Consider the following 18038-nt stretch of genomic DNA (forward strand, 5'->3'; position numbering starts at 1 on the left):
TCCCTTTACATTAGGTGAATCAAAACTAAGGTTGATGTGAATACATCAACCTTTTTTAGCTTTAATTAAAAATAATTATTCACAATAAAAGCATTTATATGTTTTAATGAATTCTATTAATCTAATCACATGTACTAAGGGACGAGCTATGGCTTTCAATTTACGTAACCGCAACTTTTTGAAGCTATTGGACTTCTCAACCAAAGAAATCCAGTTTTTGCTCGAACTGTCTGCAGAGCTAAAAAAAGCTAAATATGCAGGAACAGAGCAGAAGAAACTTCAAGGTAAAAACATCGCACTAATCTTTGAGAAATCTTCGACTCGTACCCGATGTGCGTTTGAAGTCGCTGCCTTTGACCAAGGTGCTCAAGTCTCTTACATCGGCCCTTCTGGCTCGCAAATCGGTCATAAGGAATCGATGAAAGACACCGCTCGCGTCCTTGGTCGTATGTATGACGGGATTGAATACCGAGGCTTTGGCCAATCCATTGTTGAAGAGCTTGGTACTTATGCTGGTGTTCCAGTGTGGAATGGTTTAACGGATGAGTTCCACCCAACCCAGATCCTTGCTGACTTCCTGACCATGCAAGAGCACGGCCGTGGTAAACAGCTACATGAAGTAACCTTCGCTTACCTAGGTGATGCGCGCAACAACATGGGTAACTCACTTATGGTGGGCGCAGCGAAAATGGGCATGGATATTCGCCTTGTCGCGCCAAAAGCGTTCTGGCCTGAAGAAGATCTCGTGGCAACTTGTCAAACTATCGCGCAACAAACCGGTGCAAAAATCACGTTAACAGAAAGCGTTGAGGAAGGTGTGAAAGGTTGTGACTTCCTATACACCGACGTTTGGGTGTCTATGGGTGAGTCTGCCGAGGCATGGGATGAACGTGTAGCGTTAATGACACCTTATCAAATCAATATGGACGTGATTAAGCAAACGGGTAATCCACATGTGAAATTCATGCACTGCCTTCCAGCTTTCCACAATGATGAAACCACCGTCGGCAAAGAAGTCGCTGAAAAATACGGTATGAAAGGCCTTGAAGTAACAGAAGAGGTATTTGAATCGGAATACTCCATCGTATTCGACGAAGCTGAAAACCGTATGCATACCATCAAAGCCGTGATGGTTGCGACGCTAGGAAGCTAAACCAGCGCGCAAAAACAGCCGATAAAAACCATGATGTAATCGCTTGCGCTCACGAAAGTTAAGCGTATAATGCTCGGCAATTTGTCTGAGGATTAAGAAATGACCACGCTGATTGCTGACGTAAAAACGCGATTTGCTCTCGCTAAGCGACTACGCTTACGTGGTGTTATTTTCGTTAATTCTATTGAATTTTAAAACCTCCCCATTGGGGAGGTTTTTTTATGTCCAAAATTCCTTTCGGTTATTTGGATGTAGTCATCAATGTTATAGGGAAGAAGATCATGGCGAACTCGCTTTACCAGAAGCACATCATCTCTATTCCAGAGCTTTCACGCGAAGAACTGGAACTTATCGTAGAAACAGCAGGTAGCCTTAAAAAAGCACCTCGACCAGAACTGATTAAAAACAAAGTCGTTGCAAGTTGTTTCTTTGAACCATCAACACGTACACGTTTATCGTTTGAAACAGCGATTCAGCGCATTGGTGGTGACGTGATTGGCTTTGATAATGATGGTAATACCTCTCTGGCGAAGAAAGGCGAAACACTCGCAGATTCAGTACAAGTCATCTCTTCTTACGTCGATGCCTTTGTGATGCGTCATCCACAAGAAGGCGCCGCTCGCTTGGCATCTGAATTTTCAAATGGCGTGCCAGTGATCAACGCGGGCGACGGTGCAAACCAACACCCAACTCAAACGCTACTCGACCTATACACCATCGCGGAAACACAAGGGCGTCTAGACAACCTGAACGTCGCATTCGTAGGTGACCTAAAATATGGCCGCACAGTGCACTCACTGACTCAAGCCTTAGCAAAGTTTAACAACATCCGCTTCTTCTTTGTTGCACCAGATGCGCTGGCAATGCCAGATTACATCTGCGAAGAACTAGACGAAGCTGGCATTCAATATAGCCTACACACAGACATGGAAAGTGTGATTCCTGAACTGGATATTCTGTACATGACACGCGTACAGAAAGAACGCTTTGACGAATCGGAATACGCACATATTAAGTCGGCTTACATCCTAACGGCGGCACTACTAGAAGGCGCGCGTGAGAACTTGAAAGTACTGCACCCACTACCACGTGTGGATGAAATCACAACTGATGTTGATAAAACGCCTCATGCTTACTTCTTCCAGCAAGCTCAAAATGGCGTGTATGCTCGCCAAGCACTGCTGGCGCTTGTTCTAAACGAAACACTGTAATCGAGGGGAAAAATCATGGCTAAAGAAACTCAATTGCAGGTAGAAGCAATCAAAAATGGTACGGTCATCGACCACATCCCTGCGCAAATCGGTATCAAAGTATTAAGACTGTTCGATATGCACAATTCATCACAACGCGTAACGATTGGACTGAACTTGCCATCATCAGCACTCGGTCATAAAGATCTACTCAAAATCGAAAATGTGTTTATCAATGAAGAGCAAGCGAGCAAGCTAGCGTTGTATGCTCCTCACGCGACCGTGAATCAAATCGAGAATTATGAAGTGGTGAAAAAGCTAGCGTTAGAGCTTCCTGAGCGCATCAATGATGTATTTGAATGCCCGAATTCAAACTGTATTTCTCATAATGAACCAGTAGAAAGCAGCTTTAGCGTGTTCGAGAAGAAACAAGAAATCCGCCTAAAGTGTAAATACTGCGAGAAAGTGTTCTCACGCGAGATCGTAACCGAGCGATAAACACGCCGCACGACTAGGCTTTGATACGTTTAAAATACCCTGCAATGTCGGGGTATTTTGCTCTTTACCTACCGAGGGTTTAGAGGCAAACTGAGAATCTTTATTCCCTACAACTGATGGAAAAAATCAAATGACGAAAGTACTTCACACTGAGTCTGCACCAGCAGCAATCGGTCCTTACGTTCAAGGCGTAGATCTAGGTAACATGGTTCTTACTTCAGGCCAAATCCCAGTAAACCCAGCGACAGGTGAAGTGTCTGCTGATATCGCAGAACAAGCTCGTCAGTCTCTAGAAAACGTAAAGGCTGTAGTTGAATCTTCAGGTCTTAAAGTATCTGATATTGTAAAGCTAACGGTTTTTGTTAAAGACCTAAATGACTTTGGCACAGTGAACGAAGTTTACGGCAAGTTCTTTGATGAGCACGGCGTAGCAAACTACCCTGCACGCTCTTGTGTAGAAGTGGCTCGCCTACCAAAAGATGTTGGCATCGAGATTGAAGCAATCGCTGTTCGCAAATAATTGCACTTGCTGACAAACATAAAAAAACGGGTAGCTCAGGCTACCCGTTTTTTATTGTTTTCTCGTGATGATATCGCAGTAAAACTTAAGCAGCGTTGCGCTGTTTGACTTCTTCATCTAACGATTCAAGCTTCTCTTTCATCTGTTCACGACAGATATTCGCTAACTCGCGAATGCCCTCTTTACCATAGCCTTCAGTGCTGATTGGAGGTAGCATTTCAACAATCACATGACCATTGTTCCAACGGTTCAGCTTAATTTTATTCGTCGAGCTACATACGATAGGAATGATTGGCACACCTGCACCAATTGCCGCATGAAAAGCACCTGTTTTGAATGGCAGCAAACCACGCCCACGAGAACGCGTGCCTTCTGGGAACATCCACACCGAAACATCACTTTCTTTCATGCTGCTCACGACCTGATCGATAGTACCTTTTGCTTTAGAGCGATTCGCTCGGTCAATCAGAATGTTACCCGTAAGCCAGTAAAGCTGACCAAACAGTGGCATCCAAGCCAAGCTCTTTTTACCTACTGTCACAACTTTCGGAGTCACAGCCGCAGAAACAGTAAACATGTCCCAGTTGTTCTGGTGGTTAGCAATGTAAACATGTTGGCCGCGTGAATACGCATCTTCAGGGATACGCAACTCTAACTTAATCCCAAACACACGAGACATCTTGGCAAACAAACGGCCAAAAGTGAAAACGTGCTTAGGGTTTCTAGGGCTTAATAGGCAGTAACCACAACCACCAATAAACATAACAATCGCAAAGATAGCGACAGCAAATACACGTAACAGTGCAATCATTCTTGTTCTCCAGGAACCGGCTTTTGCCAGATACAGCTATTAATATCTCTCTTTCCATAAAGGGAAAATATGGTCATGAGAGTGATATAAAAAAGCCGAAACTCAGGTTTCGGCTCTCTTGATATCCAAGTTACCTGCGGTGCAGTTTAACTTGCCTAGCTCACTCGCTCAATATTTGCGCCAAGTGCAGCCAGTTTATTTTCGATTTTGTCGTAACCACGGTCGATATGGTAAATACGATCAACGACGGTTTCGCCTTTAGCAATGCAACCTGCAATAACCAAACTAGCCGAAGCTCGTAGATCGGTTGCCATCACTTGCGCACCGCTGAGTGACTCAACATCACCACAGATAACCGTATTGCCTTCGATCTCAGCTTTAGCGCCCATACGCATGAGTTCTGGTACGTGCATAAAGCGGTTTTCAAAGATAGTCTCTGTGATCACGCCGCCACCTTTCGCCATCATATTCAGAAGCGTAAATTGAGCTTGCATATCCGTCGGAAAACCAGGATGTGGCGCAGTACGTACACTTACCGCTTTTAGCTCGCGGTCGGTCATATCAACGGAGATCCAATCTTCACCCGTTTCGACAAGCGCGCCAGCTTCTTCCAGCTTGGCGAGAACCGCTTCAAGCAAATGAGCATTAGTGTTGCGACATACCACTTTACCGCCAGATACTGCTGCTGCGACAAGGAATGTTCCCGTCTCAATACGGTCAGCAACCACGTTGTGTTTACAACCGCCTAGGCGCTCAACACCTTCAATCGTAATGGTATCTGTGCCAGCGCCAGAGATTTTTGCGCCAAGCTTATTTAGGAAATCAGCGGTATCGACGATTTCAGGCTCACGCGCAGCGTTATCTAGTGTTGTTGTGCCTTCCGCCAGCGCTGCGGCACACATGATGGTAATCGTCGCGCCTACGCTGACTTTATCCATCACGATGTGCGCGCCTTTTAGACGACCATCCACTTCTGCTTTCACATAACCATCTTCTAATGTAATGGTTGCGCCAAGCTGCTCTAAACCAGAAATATGTAGATCCACAGGACGAGCGCCAATAGCACAACCGCCTGGTAAAGAAACCTGACCTTGACCAAAGCGCGCCACCAAAGGACCCAAAGCCCAAATAGAAGCACGCATGGTTTTCACCAAGTCATAAGGCGCACAGTATTCTGTAATACTGCTTGGATCAACATGAACAGAGCCATTGCGGCTTACTTTCGCGCCTAAACGCTTAAGCAATTCCATGGTTGTATCGATATCACGAAGGTGTGGTACGTTTGCCACTTCTACTGGCTCTTCCGCCAAGATAGACGCAAATAAAATCGGCAGTGCTGCGTTTTTTGCACCTGAAATGGTCACTTCACCAACTAGTGGTTTATCTGACCCAATAACTCGAAACTTTTCCATCAATAAACCTTAAAGCGACATCAATTTCTTATCACGAGCCCACTCTTCTGGTGTGAACGCTTTGATTGATAATGCGTGAATGTCGTTACGCTGGATGTATTCCATCAGAGGAGCATAAATTAGCTGCTGCTTCTTAACGCGGCTCATTCCATCGAAACAAGCATCAACAGCAACCACTTCATAGTGGCTACCTTCACCTTTCACATGCACTTCTTGAAGGTTTAGTGCTTCTTCTAATAACTGTTGTACTTTTGCGCTATCCACAATTTACCCCTGATAATTCTGTATGTGTTTGGCCACTAAAGATTCAACATTGCTCAGTTGAAACAAAGTGCGCAGTTGCGCCGGCACGAAACTGAGCATTATATGACAGTTTTGCTTTTTTGCATGCTCTAATAAGTGGATTAACATCACCATTCCTGCAGAGTCGACGCGCTCTATCTCTTTTAGCGAGCATTCCAGCTCCGATTGAGCAGGTTGCCATTGCTGTGCATACGCCCACAATGAAGGCACTGTATCTCTATCAAGTGCCCCTGTTAGCTTAAGAATGTTTTGATCCAATTGCCACTGAGCGGGAGTCTGGGCCATTATTTCTTAGCCTCGAAGCGGATCGGTTCTGCGGCCAATTTTTCTAGGTCTTTAGCAACAGATAGAATACCTTCTTGACGAATTTTACTGTTCCATTCGGATTGTTTACTAGAAAGCAAACTAATGCCCTCTGCAATCATATCGAATGCTTCCCACTCACCAGACTGGTTGTCTTTACGCAGTTTAAACTCAAGTTTGATGTTTGGACGCGGAGTATCGATGATATCAACTTTAATGCTTGTAATACGCTTAGAGTCATCAATGCTAGGCTCAGGACCAAACTCAATTTTTTGGTCAGAGTATTGCGTCAACACTTGTGCATAAGACGCAATCAGGTACGCACGAAATGCATCGATAAACTCAAGTACATCTTCACGCTTAGCACCTTTTAAGTTTGGACCAAGAAGTTTTAACCCTGCATAGCGGTAGTTGACGTAAGGCATTAGCTCTTCTTCAACGATCACTTTAAGTAAATTTGGATCTTGTTTGATTTTCGGCTGTTCGGCTTTCAATCTTTCGAACGTGACTTCAGCTACCTGCTTCATCATCTTATAAGGTTCAGTTTTATCCACCTCTGCTGCTGTTGCTCCAAAGACGCTAAACACAGCACAAACTGAAAGTAGTAATCTCGCTAACATAGTTATTCCTTACTTGAGTCGTCTGAACCACCTACGCTGTATAGTACTTGACCAATTAAGTCTTCAAGCACAAGCGCCGATTTGGTGTCTTCGATGGTATCACCATCCACCAGCATGACTTCATCATCAAAAACGAAGCCAGGTACTAAACCAATGTATTGCTCACCAATCAGGCCAGATGTCAAAATTTGTACGCTCGACGTTTCTGGGAACTGATTGTATTTGCTATTGATAGATAGTGTTACAACTGGCAATAAGTTGTCTGGGTTAAGCGAAATACTACTTACTCGACCAATCACAACGCCCCCCACTTTTACGGGCGAACGAACTTTTAAACTGCCAATATTATCGAACTCGGCTTTGAGGGTATAAGTATCACCAGAGCCAATGCTTTTTACGTCAGCAACTTGAAAAATCATCACAAGAATCGCGCAAATTCCCGCTAATACAAAGCTGCCAACCCATAATTCAGTTTTACGTGTTTGTTGCATGATTAATTCCCAAACATCAATGCGGTCAGTACAAAGTCTAATCCTAGTACTGCTAAAGAAGAATGCACAACAGTGCGCGTAGTTGCTCGGCTGATCCCTTCCGATGTTGGAATAGCATCATAACCGTTAAATAGAGCGACCCAAGTAACCGTAATTGCAAACGCAAAACATTTGATCATACTGTTACCAATGTCTTGTCCTAGCTCAACAGAGGACTGCATCGCTGACCAAAAACTGCCGTGATCAACGCCTTTCCAGTCAACACCAACAAGCTGAGCGCCCCAAATTCCCACAGCCATGAAAATCATAGCCAGTAAAGGCATTGAGATAACCCCAGCCCAAAACCGTGGTGCAATCACTCGTTTCAATGGGTCTACCGCCATCATTTCAAGGCTAGACAGTTGTTCCGTTGCTTTCATTAGACCTATCTCTGCGGTTAACGCAGAACCGGCACGACCAGCAAACAAAAGTGCAGTAACAACAGGTCCTAATTCACGGAGTAAAGAAAGCGCCACCATTTGCCCCAAACTGCCTTCTGCGCCGTAATCCACCAACACAACATAGCCTTGTAGACTCAAAACCATTCCAATGAACAGACCAGATACGACGATGATCGCCAGCGACTGAACACCAACAGAATAAAGTTGCTTAACAAGCAGAGGAAAGCTTCTGATCGGTTGTGGCTTAGAAAATAGCGCCCCAATCAACATGAAAGTCGCACGACCAAATGCTCCGCAAATAGAAAGCGTGCGTCGACCCAGCGAGGCGACAAAGTGAATGAAGTTATCGACCATCAAATAAGTCCTTTTCGATACTTTGAGAAGGGAAACGAAACGGTACAGGACCGTCGGCATCACCTTGTAAGAACTGCTGGACACGAGGATCAGAGTTTTGAGTCAGCTCTTCTGGCGTACCATAGGCGATGATTTTTCCATCGGCCATCAGGTATACCCAGTCAGCAATACTCATGACTTCAGGTACGTCGTGAGAAACCACAATAGAGGTCAAACCTAACGCTTGGTTTAGATTGCTAATTAGCTCAACCAAAACGCCCATAGTAATTGGGTCTTGCCCCACAAACGGCTCATCGTACATGATCAAGTCAGGGTCAAGTGCGATTGCACGAGCCAAAGCAGCGCGTCTTGCCATACCACCTGAAAGCTCACTCGGCATTAATTGCGCCGCGCCGCGCAGACCGACAGCTTCGAGCTTGAGTAACACCATGGTGCGAATCAAATCTTCCGATAAATCGGTATGCTCTCTCAATGGAAAGGCGACATTATCAAAAACATTCAAATCAGTGAATAAAGCCCCTGACTGGAACAACATGCTCATTTTCTTTCGAGCATGGTAGAGTTTTTTACGCGAGAGAGAGGGAATATTGTCGCCATCAAACCAGATCTCTCCTTGCTCGGGATACAACTGACCACCAATCAAACGCAGCAGTGTTGTTTTACCAATTCCCGATGGTCCCATAATGGCCGTCACTTTGCCTTCAGGAACATGCAGATCAATATCATCAAAGATCATGCGTTCTCCCCGTGAAAAAGTGAGGTTGTTCACGGTGACTAAATCGTTGTTCGACATATCATCTCTTCTACTGTAGGAGCGTTGCAACTCACGGAATCATCAAGCAGATACTCATCGGAGTTGAATTCTACGTTTAATAAAGTAACGTCGGTACATTTATTAGGCTGCAATCATAAGCACATTGGCGTTGAATTTAAAGCACTGTTCAATTAAATAAAGTCGAGTATATCCCTGCAATTTCTCATGGTTTATGACCTAATTAGCACGAAGTGTTTAAATCCTAGACCAGAATTGCTCATTTAAATGAGTGAGATTTACATACATTTTCGTTACTAACCTTTAATTTATTCTTCGTTTATCTTCCATTTTAGGCCGCAAAAGGTCAAAATTAGCGGTTATTCATTTTACTTATTTAATACTTAGGAATTCTCATGCTCGAAGCCGTTGCGTTGCTTATAGTCGGTCTTGTTTTGCTTGTTTGGAGTGCAGATAAACTTGTTTTTGGCTCTGCAGCGATAGCCCGCAACGTCGGCATTTCCCCGCTTGTCATCGGCATGACAATCCTTGCGATGGGCTCATCCGCCCCTGAGATGATGGTATCTGCAACCGCTGCTTGGGATGGCAAAACAGATACAGCGGTGGGTAACGTATTAGGCTCAAACATAGCGAACATTGCGTTAATCCTAGGTATTACAGCGCTGATCAAGCCTTTGTCGATTAGCTCCGCCGTCATCCGCCGAGAACTTCCACTCATGATAGCCGTAACCGTACTCGCTGGTATTCTGCTTTGGAATAGCCATCTCGGTTTTTATGAGGGTGTCTTATTGTTTGTACTCTTTGGGGCATTTTTATTTGCTATGTTGCAAATCAGCCGCAAAGAGCAAAAATCAGGTGATGTTTTTCTTGATGACCAAGAGTCAGAGATCCCTGAAGGCGTCAGTAACCCTAAAGCAATCATGTGGGTGGTTATTGGCTTGATACTGCTTCCTTTGGCAGCCAGCATGCTGGTTGATAACGCGGTAATTATTGCTAAACACTTTGGTATGAGCGACCTTGTTATCGGTCTAACTATTATCGCCATTGGCACTAGCCTGCCTGAACTGGCCGCATCACTTGCGGGAGTTTTAAAGGGTGAAGACGACATGGCTGTCGGTAACATTATCGGTTCGAATGTGTTTAACATTCTGGCGGTAATGGGGATTCCTGGCATCATTAATCCATCGGTGCTCAGTGAGTACGCGATGGGACGTGACTTCTGGGTCATGTTAGGCGTTTCATTGTTACTTGTCGCGATGTGTTTGGGTAAATCACGCAGTATTAACCGTATTGAAGGTGCCATCTTGTTTGTGTGCTTCTTAGGTTACCAAGTGTACTTATTCGCAAACATGACCGCTTAATTACCACGATCAATAAGTAGAGATCTGATATGTCCAATCAATTTGATTTTCGCGCTGCTGCTAAACAAGTTCTTGATATCGAAGTTGCTGCTCTGCAAGAGCTAGATACCTACTTTGATGATCAATTTGAAAAAGCGTGTGAACTTATCCTTTCCAACAACGGCAAAGTTGTCGTTATGGGTATTGGCAAGTCAGGCCATATTGGTAACAAGATTGCCGCCACTCTGGCAAGCACTGGGACTTCGGCGTTTTTCGTTCATCCAGGCGAAGCCGCACATGGTGACTTGGGTATGATTAGCCCTGGTGACATTGTGCTGGCAATTTCTAACTCTGGTGAATCAAACGAAATTCTGTCTCTATTTCCAGTATTAAAGCGCCTGAATATTAAGATCATCAGCATGACAGGTAAGCCAGAATCAAATATGGCCAAGCTGTCTGACTTACACCTGCAAATTACGGTACCTCAAGAAGCTTGTCCGTTAGGCCTGGCGCCAACTAGCAGTACGACTGCCACATTAGTGATGGGAGATGCATTAGCCGTAGCTCTGCTTCAAGCTCGTGGTTTTTCTGCCGAAGATTTTGCCCTATCTCACCCAGGTGGTGCACTGGGGAGAAAACTGCTACTTAAGTTGTCTGATATTATGCACTTTGGAGAAGCGTTACCTAAAGTTTCTCCTGACGCATTAATTCGCGATGCCCTGCTTGAAATTTCAGAAAAGGGGTTAGGCATGACAGCCATCGTCGATGAGCACGATGCTATGCTTGGTATATTCACCGATGGTGATTTACGTCGTACCTTAGACAAGCGTATCGATATTCATACGACGGCAATTGGCGAGGTCATGACGACAAACCCAACCACAGCACACCCTGATATGCTGGCGGTTGAAGGTTTGAACTTGATGCAGAATAAAAACATTAACGCTCTGATTTTATGTAAAGACGAAAAAATTGTGGGTGCACTGAACATGCACGATTTACTAAAAGCTGGCGTGATGTAATATCAGCACAAACATTTAAATCATTTATTAGACGAATAAAGGCAATGGTCAGGGAAGTACTGAGCTAAACGATAGGCCTTCATTATATGAGTTTTACTCGCCTTATTTATTTGCTCTTGATCTTCGTTGTAGCGTGGTGCGGTTATTACCTACTAACCCCTAAAGGCAACGACGCAATTCAAGTAGCACCAGATTCTGAACTGCCCATGTTCAGTGGTTCTGGATTAGAAAACATCACCTACGGTGAAGATGGTGTCCGCAGTTACATCATTCGCTCCACTAACTTAGACCATTATGCTAAGAGTGGAGATACTATTTTTAATAACCCGACTTTGATGGTTTACCGTGAAGGTAGCGTCATTGAATGGAAGGTGACTGCCACAAGAGCAGTGTTAGATGAAGACCAAGTTTTGACTTTATATGACAAAGTCTTAATGCAAAATCTTCTGCCTGGTGCGAGTTTTGATACCATGGCAACAGACAAATTGGTCATTAATCTAACCAATCGTGATTTTAAAGCTGACCAACAAGTGATGTTGGTTGGACCACAATTTGAAACTACTGGAGGCGCAATGCAAGGCAACTTAAAACAGCATACTGCGACTCTGACAGATGAAGTTCAAGGTCGATATGAAACCGTTACACCTTAGCCTACTGGCACTGGTATTGGCGGCGCCTCAAGCGCTGGCACTCAAGTCGGATACTCAACAGCCGGTTTACATAAACTCTGACACCCAACAGGTGGATATGAAGAGTAACCAGGTTGTTTTTGAAGGCGATGTATCTCTTAAGCAAGGGAGCATCAATATCGATGCTGATAGAATCGTGGTAACTCGCGATCCTAAAACCGAAGCAATTAAACAGATTCAAGCATTTGGTAAACCTGCGAAGTTTTCTCAGCTGATGGACGATGGTAAAACACTTAGTGGTCAAGCTACGGAGTTGGATTACCGTATTTCTACAGACGAACTGACCATGAAAGGTCAAGCGCAGCTGGCGCAAGACAACAACACCATCAAAGGTTCTTCGATTCGTTACCAAATTGGTAAACAAAAGCTAGTCGCAGATAGCTCTAAGGAAGAGCGCGTTACGACCATTTTGCAACCCAATCAGATAGAGAACTAATATGGCAGTACTGAGTGCGAAAAACTTGGCGAAAAGCTACAAAAAACGCAAAGTCGTCACTGATGTTAGCTTAGAAGTTGAATCTGGTCAGATTGTTGGGCTGCTCGGTCCAAACGGTGCGGGTAAAACCACCTCGTTTTACATGATTGTCGGCTTAGTACCTCGCGATGAAGGCACCATTACCATTGACGACAATGACATCAGTATTTTGCCGATGCATAGCCGTTCACGACTTGGCATTGGCTATCTTCCGCAAGAAGCGTCGATTTTCCGTAAGCTTTCAGTAGAAGATAACATCATGGCCGTACTTGAAACTCGTCAAGAAATGACGAGGGAAGAGCGCCAAGATAAACTGGAAGATTTGTTGGAAGAATTCCACATCCAGCACATCAGAACCAGTGCTGGTATGGCACTATCAGGGGGTGAGCGACGCAGGGTGGAAATCGCTCGAGCTTTAGCGGCCAACCCTCAGTTCATTTTATTGGATGAACCTTTCGCTGGTGTTGACCCAATTTCGGTTAATGACATCAAGAAAATCATTGAGCATCTGCGCGATCGTGGTCTCGGAGTGTTAATCACTGACCATAATGTACGTGAAACACTGGACGTATGTGAAAAAGCCTATATCGTGAGCCAAGGGCACCTAATTGCATCGGGAACTCCGGCAGAAGTTCTCAATAATGAACAGGTGAAACAAGTTTATCTCGGCGAACAATTCCGTCTATGATTATATTAGGAACGGTAAGATTCTGAGCATTACAAGGTAAGTAACACTGAATGAAACCTTCATTACAACTCAAGCTAGGTCAGCAGTTAGCCATGACGCCACAGTTGCAGCAAGCGATTCGCTTATTGCAATTGTCGACACTCGATCTTCAACAAGAAATCCAAGAAGCGTTGGACTCAAACCCATTATTGGAAGTTGAAGAAGGCCAAGACGAGCCTCTAGCAAACGGTGAAGATAAGTCAGCGGTCGAGGCTGCTGATAGCAACAGTGCTAGCGAACCAACAGAAATTGACGTTCCAGATAGCTCCGATGTGATAGAGAAATCAGAAATTAGCTCTGAACTTGAAATCGACACGACTTGGGATGACGTCTACAGCGCGAATACTGGTAGCACTGGCTTAGCTCTTGATGATGATATGCCCGTCTACCAAGGCGAAACCACTGAATCATTACATGATTACCTCATGTGGCAGCTTGACCTAACACCATTCAGTGAAACCGACCGCACGATTGCATTAGCGATTATTGACGCTGTTGACGACTACGGCTATTTAACTTTGTCGCCTGAAGAGATTCATGAGAGCTTCGATAATGAAGAGATAGAGTTAGACGAAGTAGAAGCCGTTCGTAAACGCATTCAACAATTCGATCCTCTTGGCGTTGCATCGCGTAACTTACAAGAATGTTTGTTACTGCAACTGACGACCTTCCCAGAAGACACGCCATGGCTTGCTGAAGCCAAAATGATACTTGCGGATCATATTGATCACCTAGGCAACCGTGACTACAAGCTCGTCATCAAAGAGACTAAGCTGAAAGAAGCCGATCTGCGTGAAGTCTTAAAGCTTATCCAACAGTTAGATCCTCGTCCAGGTAGTCGCATCACTCCTGATGATACCGAGTACGTAATTCCAGACGTATCCGTTTTTAAAGACAATGGCAAATGGACCGTTTCTATAAACCCGGATAGCGTGCCAAAATTAAAAGTAAATCAACAATATGCTCAATTAGGCAAAGGTAATAGCGCGGATAGCCAGTACATCCGCAGCAATTTGCAAGAGGCAAAATGGTTAATTAAGAGCTTAGAGAGTAGAAACGAGACGCTACTCAAAGTTGCAAGATGTATTGTTGAACATCAACAAGATTTCTTCGAGTATGGTGAGGAAGCCATGAAGCCAATGGTACTCAATGATGTCGCTTTGGCTGTGGACATGCATGAATCCACGATTTCTCGTGTAACAACGCAAAAATTTATGCATACACCACGTGGTATTTTTGAATTGAAGTACTTCTTCTCTAGCCATGTTAGTACTGACAACGGCGGAGAATGTTCGTCAACAGCAATTCGTGCACTCATTAAAAAACTGGTCGCAGCAGAGAATACTGCCAAACCACTGAGTGATAGCAAGATTGCTGCTCTTCTGGCTGACCAAGGGATTCAGGTCGCAAGACGTACGATAGCCAAATATCGCGAATCCTTGGGAATTGCCCCTTCAAGTCAGCGTAAACGCCTATTATAAGGCACTAACTGAAAAGGAAAGTCTATGCAAATCAATATTCAAGGCCATCACGTTGATCTTACCGATTCAATGCAAGACTATGTAAATTCTAAGTTTCAGAAGCTCGAAAGGTTCTTCGACCATATCAATCAAGTGCATGTTGTACTAAAAGTTGAAAAAATTACTCAAATCGCGGAAGCTACGCTTCACATAAATCAAGGCGAAATCCACGCATCAGCCGATGACGAAAATATGTATGCCGCGATCGATTCGCTGGTAGATAAATTGGTTCGCCAACTTAATAAGCACAAAGAAAAACTAAACAGTCATTAATCATGCAACTGAGCGAAATACTGTCATTGGACTGCACCAAAAGTGCGGTCCACTGCACGAGTAAAAAACGCGCCCTTGAAATGATCAGCCGTATCGTGGCTGATCAAACGGGCCAAGATTCTACCGAGCTGTTCGAATGCATGCTCAATAGAGAAAAAATGGGCAGTACCGGTATCGGAAACGGTATTGCGATCCCTCACGCGAGAATGCAATCAAGCGACAAGGCCATTGCTGTCTTACTGCAATGTGATGAAGCAATCGAATTTGATGCGATTGACAATCGACCTGTCGATCTTCTTTTTGCGCTCCTTGTACCAGAAGAACAGTGCAAAGAGCACCTCAAGACTCTATCCTCTATGGCAGAACGTCTGAGCGATAAGCAAGTATTAAAACTACTGCGTAATGCTCAGAGTGATGAAGAACTTTACGACATCATGATTCACCAATAAGCAGGACTAACTCCATGCGACTAATCGTTGTTAGCGGGCACTCAGGTGCCGGTAAAAGTATTGCGCTTCGTGTACTGGAAGACTTAGGTTACTACTGTGTTGATAACCTGCCAGTTAACTTGCTGGACGCATTTGTTCATTCTGTTGCTGACAGCAAACAGAATGTTGCAGTCAGCATTGATATTCGTAATATTCCTAAAAAGCTAAAAGAACTGACGAGTACACTAGAACAGTTAAAAACTGAGCTTGATGTGACCATGCTTTTCTTGGACGCCAATAAAGAAACGCTACTCAAACGCTACAGCGAAACACGCCGAATTCACCCGTTATCTTTAGGTGGCACCTCCCTCTCGCTCGATCAAGCCATCGAGCGTGAGAAACAAATTTTGACGCCACTCAAAGCGCATGCAGATCTGGTCCTAAATAGTAGTGGGCAGTCTTTGCATGAATTGAGTGAAACCGTGCGTATGCGCGTTGAAGGCAGAGATCGCAAAGGGCTCGTTATGGTATTTGAGTCTTTTGGTTTTAAATACGGCCTGCCTTCCGATGCCGATTACGTATTTGACGTTCGCTTCTTACCTAACCCACATTGGGAACCAGCACTACGCCCGCTTACAGGTCTGGATGCTCCTATCGCCGCATTTTTAGAGCAACACCAATCGGTGTTAAGTTTGAAATATCAAATTGAAAGCTTTATAGAGAATTGGTTACCTCTGCTTGAGAAAAACAACCGCAGCTACCTGACCGTTGCAATCGGTTGTACTGGTGGTAAGCACCGCTCGGTGTACTTAACTCAGCAAATCGGTGAATACTTCGCCAACAAAGGACACCAAGTACAAATTCGCCATACCTCACTAGAGAAAAACGCTAAGGAGTAGCCGTGGAGTTAAGTCGTAAAGTATTGATTCAAAACCGCCTTGGCTTACATGCTCGTGCAGCAGTCAAACTGGTCGAACTGGCACAGAGCTTTGAAGCGGTCATCACCATCGACAATGAAGAAGACAAAACCGCCACAGCAGACAGCGTAATGGGCCTGTTAATGCTAGAGTCCGCTCAAGGACAATACGTCACGATCCACGCAACGGGTGGGCAAGCGGAAGAAGCACTGGATGCCGTTTGCCATTTGATCGAAGATAAATTTGATGAAGGCGAGTAGTTTACTCGCTTTTTTCTTACCTCCCATTATCTTTCTCTTCCCTGACCTAATAAATAAATTTGCTTAGTATCATAAGTTGTTATTAAAAGGCGCCTAGAATTAAGTTATTATTCAACGCATTGTAAATATCAGGAATTGGGAGGAATGAATGGCAGAGCAAATTGAATTCGACCAAGCTCACCAAGCCCTCCAAGAAGTCACAGAAGCGCTAGAAAATGGCCGCTTCGTCCATGTTCGTCGTCAATTACAGGACATGGAACCTGAGGATATCGCTCACCTTTTAGAAGCCTCCCCACGTAAGAGCCGTGAAGTTCTTTGGCAACTCACCGACCCTGAAGATTATGGTGAAATCCTTGACGAGCTGAACGAAGACGTCAAAGACAGCCTCGTATCCAAAATGGCACCAGAAGCGCTTGCAGAAGCGACAGAAGGCATGGATACCGATGACGTGGCTTACGTACTGCGTAGCTTGCCTGACAACCTGTCACGCGAAGTCCTGTCGCAAATGGACTCATCTGACCGCCTACGGGTCGAAACCGCCCTATCCTACCCAGAAGACACCGCGGGTGGACTGATGAACACCGACGTCATCACAATTCGTGGTGACGTAGATGTGGACGTAGTTTTGCGTTATCTACGTATGAAAGGCGAGCTTCCAGAAGCTACGGATGCCCTGTATGTGATCGATGAAGAGAGTAAGCTCATCGGTGAACTGCCGATCACGACGCTTATTACCACTCAGCCAGACGTAAAAATCATTGATGTAATGGAAGACGCGGACGAGGCCATCACCGTCGATACTAGCGACTCAGATGTTGCGAGTCTGTTCGAACGCCGTAATTGGGTATCTGCACCTGTTGTTGATGAAAACTTGCATTTGGTCGGTCGTATCACCATCGATGACGTGGTTGACGTTATTCGTGAAGACGCGGAACACTCGATGATGAGTATGGCGGGTATGGACGATGACGAAGATACTTTCGCGCCTGTTGTAAAATCAGCTCGCAAACGCAGTATCTGGCTTGGCGCTAACGTATTAGCCGCCCTTGCTGCTGCTTCCGTTTCTAACATGTTTGAGGCCACATTAGACCAAATGGCCGCCATTGCGGTATTGATGACGATTGTTCCGTCCATGGGTGGTGTCGCTGGTAACCAAACCGTCGCACTAGTGATTCGTGGTCTTGCTCTTGGTCATATCGGAGACTCAAACAAACGCGAACTGTTAATGAAAGAAGCCTCGATCGGCTTACTTAACGGCATCATGTGGGCGCTAATTATTGGTGGTATTGTTGTTGCTTGGAAAGGTAACTGGATGCTCGGAGGAATCATTTCCGCCGCCATGCTGACCAACTTATTGGTCGCAGGTATTGCCGGAGTAACGATTCCAATCCTATTGAAAAAAATGAACATCGATCCCGCTTTAGCTGGTGGTATGGCATTAACAACAGTGACGGATGTGATTGGTTTATCTGTCTTCTTAGGGCTTGCCACAATACTGATTACCTAACAGCAAAAACGAA

At 44.8% G+C, this 18038-nt stretch carries 24 protein-coding genes; 16 read left to right on the forward strand and 8 right to left on the reverse strand.

Going from position 1 to position 18038, the window contains the following annotated elements; all coding sequences use genetic code 11:
- Positions 1–148: 148 nt before the first annotated feature.
- The 5 genes from R7E47_RS19300 to R7E47_RS19320 all read left to right on the forward strand — a co-directional run bounded on the left by R7E47_RS19300 (position 149) and on the right by R7E47_RS19320 (position 3361).
- Positions 149–1153 (forward strand): ornithine carbamoyltransferase, encoded by a 1005-nt coding sequence (locus tag R7E47_RS19300; RefSeq protein WP_042523477.1) that lies wholly within the window; start codon positions 149–151, stop codon positions 1151–1153.
- A 99-nt stretch (positions 1154–1252) separates the two neighbouring features.
- Positions 1253–1348, forward strand: coding sequence for a hypothetical protein (locus R7E47_RS19305; RefSeq protein ID WP_005381084.1), 96 nt, complete (start codon positions 1253–1255; stop codon positions 1346–1348).
- A gap of 86 nt (positions 1349–1434) precedes the next feature.
- Positions 1435–2364: an aspartate carbamoyltransferase gene (gene pyrB / locus R7E47_RS19310; protein ID WP_005381085.1), complete on the forward strand. Its 930-nt coding sequence runs from the start codon at positions 1435–1437 to the stop codon at positions 2362–2364.
- Between the two features lie 15 nt (positions 2365–2379).
- Positions 2380–2841 carry an aspartate carbamoyltransferase regulatory subunit gene (gene pyrI, locus R7E47_RS19315; RefSeq protein WP_005381086.1) on the forward strand — a complete coding sequence of 154 codons (462 nt, stop codon included), beginning with the start codon at positions 2380–2382 and terminating at the stop codon, positions 2839–2841.
- A gap of 130 nt (positions 2842–2971) precedes the next feature.
- The gene (locus R7E47_RS19320) at positions 2972–3361 is read left to right on the forward strand and encodes a RidA family protein (RefSeq protein WP_005381087.1); all 390 of its coding nucleotides are present in this window, start codon (positions 2972–2974) and stop codon (positions 3359–3361) included.
- Between the two features lie 85 nt (positions 3362–3446).
- On the opposite strand, the gene R7E47_RS19325 is transcribed toward R7E47_RS19320, so the two are convergent.
- From R7E47_RS19325 to mlaF, 8 genes are all read right to left on the reverse strand, one after another.
- Positions 3447–4172 carry a 1-acylglycerol-3-phosphate O-acyltransferase gene (locus R7E47_RS19325; protein ID WP_005381088.1) on the reverse strand — a complete coding sequence of 242 codons (726 nt, stop codon included), beginning with the start codon at positions 4170–4172 and terminating at the stop codon, positions 3447–3449.
- A gap of 155 nt (positions 4173–4327) precedes the next feature.
- Complete coding sequence (gene murA, locus R7E47_RS19330; protein WP_005388419.1) at positions 4328–5584, reverse strand: UDP-N-acetylglucosamine 1-carboxyvinyltransferase; 1257 nt, start codon at positions 5582–5584, stop codon at positions 4328–4330.
- A gap of 9 nt (positions 5585–5593) precedes the next feature.
- Positions 5594–5848 (reverse strand): BolA family iron metabolism protein IbaG, encoded by a 255-nt coding sequence (gene ibaG / locus R7E47_RS19335; protein ID WP_005381092.1) that lies wholly within the window; start codon positions 5846–5848, stop codon positions 5594–5596.
- 3 nt (positions 5849–5851) lie between these two features.
- Positions 5852–6172 (reverse strand): lipid asymmetry maintenance protein MlaB, encoded by a 321-nt coding sequence (locus R7E47_RS19340; RefSeq protein WP_005381093.1) that lies wholly within the window; start codon positions 6170–6172, stop codon positions 5852–5854.
- Positions 6172–6810, reverse strand: a complete 639-nt coding sequence (gene mlaC / locus R7E47_RS19345; RefSeq protein ID WP_005381098.1) for a phospholipid-binding protein MlaC — start codon at positions 6808–6810, stop codon at positions 6172–6174. The genes R7E47_RS19340 and mlaC overlap by 1 nt, the downstream gene beginning before the upstream one ends.
- 2 nt (positions 6811–6812) lie before the next feature.
- Positions 6813–7301 carry an outer membrane lipid asymmetry maintenance protein MlaD gene (gene mlaD / locus R7E47_RS19350; protein ID WP_005381099.1) on the reverse strand — a complete coding sequence of 163 codons (489 nt, stop codon included), beginning with the start codon at positions 7299–7301 and terminating at the stop codon, positions 6813–6815.
- 2 nt (positions 7302–7303) lie between these two features.
- On the reverse strand, positions 7304–8095 hold the full coding sequence (gene mlaE / locus R7E47_RS19355) for a lipid asymmetry maintenance ABC transporter permease subunit MlaE (protein WP_005381100.1): 792 nt from the start codon (positions 8093–8095) through the stop codon (positions 7304–7306).
- Positions 8085–8888, reverse strand: a complete 804-nt coding sequence (gene mlaF, locus R7E47_RS19360; RefSeq protein WP_005388422.1) for a phospholipid ABC transporter ATP-binding protein MlaF — start codon at positions 8886–8888, stop codon at positions 8085–8087. Before mlaF ends, mlaE begins: the two co-directional genes overlap by 11 nt.
- Before the next feature lie 374 nt (positions 8889–9262).
- On the opposite strand from mlaF, the gene R7E47_RS19365 reads away from it, so the two are divergent.
- The 11 genes from R7E47_RS19365 (at position 9263) to mgtE (ending at position 18025) form a co-directional block, all read left to right on the forward strand.
- Complete coding sequence (locus R7E47_RS19365; protein ID WP_005381102.1) at positions 9263–10228, forward strand: calcium/sodium antiporter; 966 nt, start codon at positions 9263–9265, stop codon at positions 10226–10228.
- 29 nt (positions 10229–10257) lie between these two features.
- Entirely contained in the window at positions 10258–11229 is a 972-nt protein-coding gene (gene kdsD, locus R7E47_RS19370) for an arabinose-5-phosphate isomerase KdsD (protein WP_005381104.1), read from the forward strand.
- An 86-nt stretch (positions 11230–11315) separates the two neighbouring features.
- Positions 11316–11879 (forward strand): LPS export ABC transporter periplasmic protein LptC, encoded by a 564-nt coding sequence (gene lptC, locus R7E47_RS19375; protein ID WP_005381106.1) that lies wholly within the window; start codon positions 11316–11318, stop codon positions 11877–11879.
- Positions 11860–12354, forward strand: coding sequence for a lipopolysaccharide transport periplasmic protein LptA (gene lptA / locus R7E47_RS19380; RefSeq protein ID WP_005381109.1), 495 nt, complete (start codon positions 11860–11862; stop codon positions 12352–12354). Before lptC ends, lptA begins: the two co-directional genes overlap by 20 nt.
- 1 nt (position 12355) lies before the next feature.
- Positions 12356–13081 carry an LPS export ABC transporter ATP-binding protein gene (gene lptB, locus R7E47_RS19385; protein WP_005381111.1) on the forward strand — a complete coding sequence of 242 codons (726 nt, stop codon included), beginning with the start codon at positions 12356–12358 and terminating at the stop codon, positions 13079–13081.
- A 50-nt stretch (positions 13082–13131) separates the two neighbouring features.
- Positions 13132–14601, forward strand: coding sequence for an RNA polymerase factor sigma-54 (locus R7E47_RS19390; protein ID WP_005381112.1), 1470 nt, complete (start codon positions 13132–13134; stop codon positions 14599–14601).
- Positions 14602–14625: 24 nt separating this feature from the next.
- A complete protein-coding gene (hpf, locus tag R7E47_RS19395; RefSeq protein ID WP_005381114.1) occupies positions 14626–14913 on the forward strand; it encodes a ribosome hibernation promoting factor in 288 nt (95 codons plus the stop codon).
- A gap of 2 nt (positions 14914–14915) precedes the next feature.
- Positions 14916–15362: a PTS IIA-like nitrogen regulatory protein PtsN gene (gene ptsN / locus R7E47_RS19400; RefSeq protein WP_005381116.1), complete on the forward strand. Its 447-nt coding sequence runs from the start codon at positions 14916–14918 to the stop codon at positions 15360–15362.
- A gap of 14 nt (positions 15363–15376) precedes the next feature.
- The gene (gene rapZ / locus R7E47_RS19405; protein ID WP_005388424.1) at positions 15377–16240 is read left to right on the forward strand and encodes an RNase adapter RapZ; all 864 of its coding nucleotides are present in this window, start codon (positions 15377–15379) and stop codon (positions 16238–16240) included.
- 2 nt (positions 16241–16242) lie between these two features.
- Positions 16243–16518, forward strand: coding sequence for an HPr family phosphocarrier protein (locus R7E47_RS19410; RefSeq protein WP_005381120.1), 276 nt, complete (start codon positions 16243–16245; stop codon positions 16516–16518).
- A gap of 148 nt (positions 16519–16666) precedes the next feature.
- Positions 16667–18025: a magnesium transporter gene (gene mgtE / locus R7E47_RS19415; protein WP_005381121.1), complete on the forward strand. Its 1359-nt coding sequence runs from the start codon at positions 16667–16669 to the stop codon at positions 18023–18025.
- Positions 18026–18038 lie beyond the last annotated feature (13 nt).

Source organism: Vibrio sp. Vb1026 (assembly GCF_033338745.1).
GTDB classification, from domain to species: domain Bacteria; phylum Pseudomonadota; class Gammaproteobacteria; order Enterobacterales; family Vibrionaceae; genus Vibrio; species Vibrio alginolyticus.

Coding starts and splice junctions, on each gene's coding strand:
- R7E47_RS19300 (WP_042523477.1), top strand. CDS start 149: ATGGCTTTCAATTTACGTAACCGCAACTTTTTGAAGCTATTGGACTTC.
- R7E47_RS19305 (WP_005381084.1), top strand. CDS start 1,253: ATGACCACGCTGATTGCTGACGTAAAAACGCGATTTGCTCTCGCTAAG.
- pyrB (WP_005381085.1), top strand. CDS start 1,435: ATGGCGAACTCGCTTTACCAGAAGCACATCATCTCTATTCCAGAGCTT.
- pyrI (WP_005381086.1), top strand. CDS start 2,380: ATGGCTAAAGAAACTCAATTGCAGGTAGAAGCAATCAAAAATGGTACG.
- R7E47_RS19320 (WP_005381087.1), top strand. CDS start 2,972: ATGACGAAAGTACTTCACACTGAGTCTGCACCAGCAGCAATCGGTCCT.
- R7E47_RS19325 (WP_005381088.1), bottom strand. CDS start 4,172: ATGATTGCACTGTTACGTGTATTTGCTGTCGCTATCTTTGCGATTGTT.
- murA (WP_005388419.1), bottom strand. CDS start 5,584: ATGGAAAAGTTTCGAGTTATTGGGTCAGATAAACCACTAGTTGGTGAA.
- R7E47_RS19340 (WP_005381093.1), bottom strand. CDS start 6,172: ATGGCCCAGACTCCCGCTCAGTGGCAATTGGATCAAAACATTCTTAAG.
- mlaC (WP_005381098.1), bottom strand. CDS start 6,810: ATGTTAGCGAGATTACTACTTTCAGTTTGTGCTGTGTTTAGCGTCTTT.
- mlaD (WP_005381099.1), bottom strand. CDS start 7,301: ATGCAACAAACACGTAAAACTGAATTATGGGTTGGCAGCTTTGTATTA.
- mlaE (WP_005381100.1), bottom strand. CDS start 8,095: ATGGTCGATAACTTCATTCACTTTGTCGCCTCGCTGGGTCGACGCACG.
- mlaF (WP_005388422.1), bottom strand. CDS start 8,888: ATGTCGAACAACGATTTAGTCACCGTGAACAACCTCACTTTTTCACGG.
- R7E47_RS19365 (WP_005381102.1), top strand. CDS start 9,263: ATGCTCGAAGCCGTTGCGTTGCTTATAGTCGGTCTTGTTTTGCTTGTT.
- kdsD (WP_005381104.1), top strand. CDS start 10,258: ATGTCCAATCAATTTGATTTTCGCGCTGCTGCTAAACAAGTTCTTGAT.
- lptC (WP_005381106.1), top strand. CDS start 11,316: ATGAGTTTTACTCGCCTTATTTATTTGCTCTTGATCTTCGTTGTAGCG.
- lptA (WP_005381109.1), top strand. CDS start 11,860: ATGAAACCGTTACACCTTAGCCTACTGGCACTGGTATTGGCGGCGCCT.
- lptB (WP_005381111.1), top strand. CDS start 12,356: ATGGCAGTACTGAGTGCGAAAAACTTGGCGAAAAGCTACAAAAAACGC.
- R7E47_RS19390 (WP_005381112.1), top strand. CDS start 13,132: ATGAAACCTTCATTACAACTCAAGCTAGGTCAGCAGTTAGCCATGACG.
- hpf (WP_005381114.1), top strand. CDS start 14,626: ATGCAAATCAATATTCAAGGCCATCACGTTGATCTTACCGATTCAATG.
- ptsN (WP_005381116.1), top strand. CDS start 14,916: ATGCAACTGAGCGAAATACTGTCATTGGACTGCACCAAAAGTGCGGTC.
- rapZ (WP_005388424.1), top strand. CDS start 15,377: ATGCGACTAATCGTTGTTAGCGGGCACTCAGGTGCCGGTAAAAGTATT.
- mgtE (WP_005381121.1), top strand. CDS start 16,667: ATGGCAGAGCAAATTGAATTCGACCAAGCTCACCAAGCCCTCCAAGAA.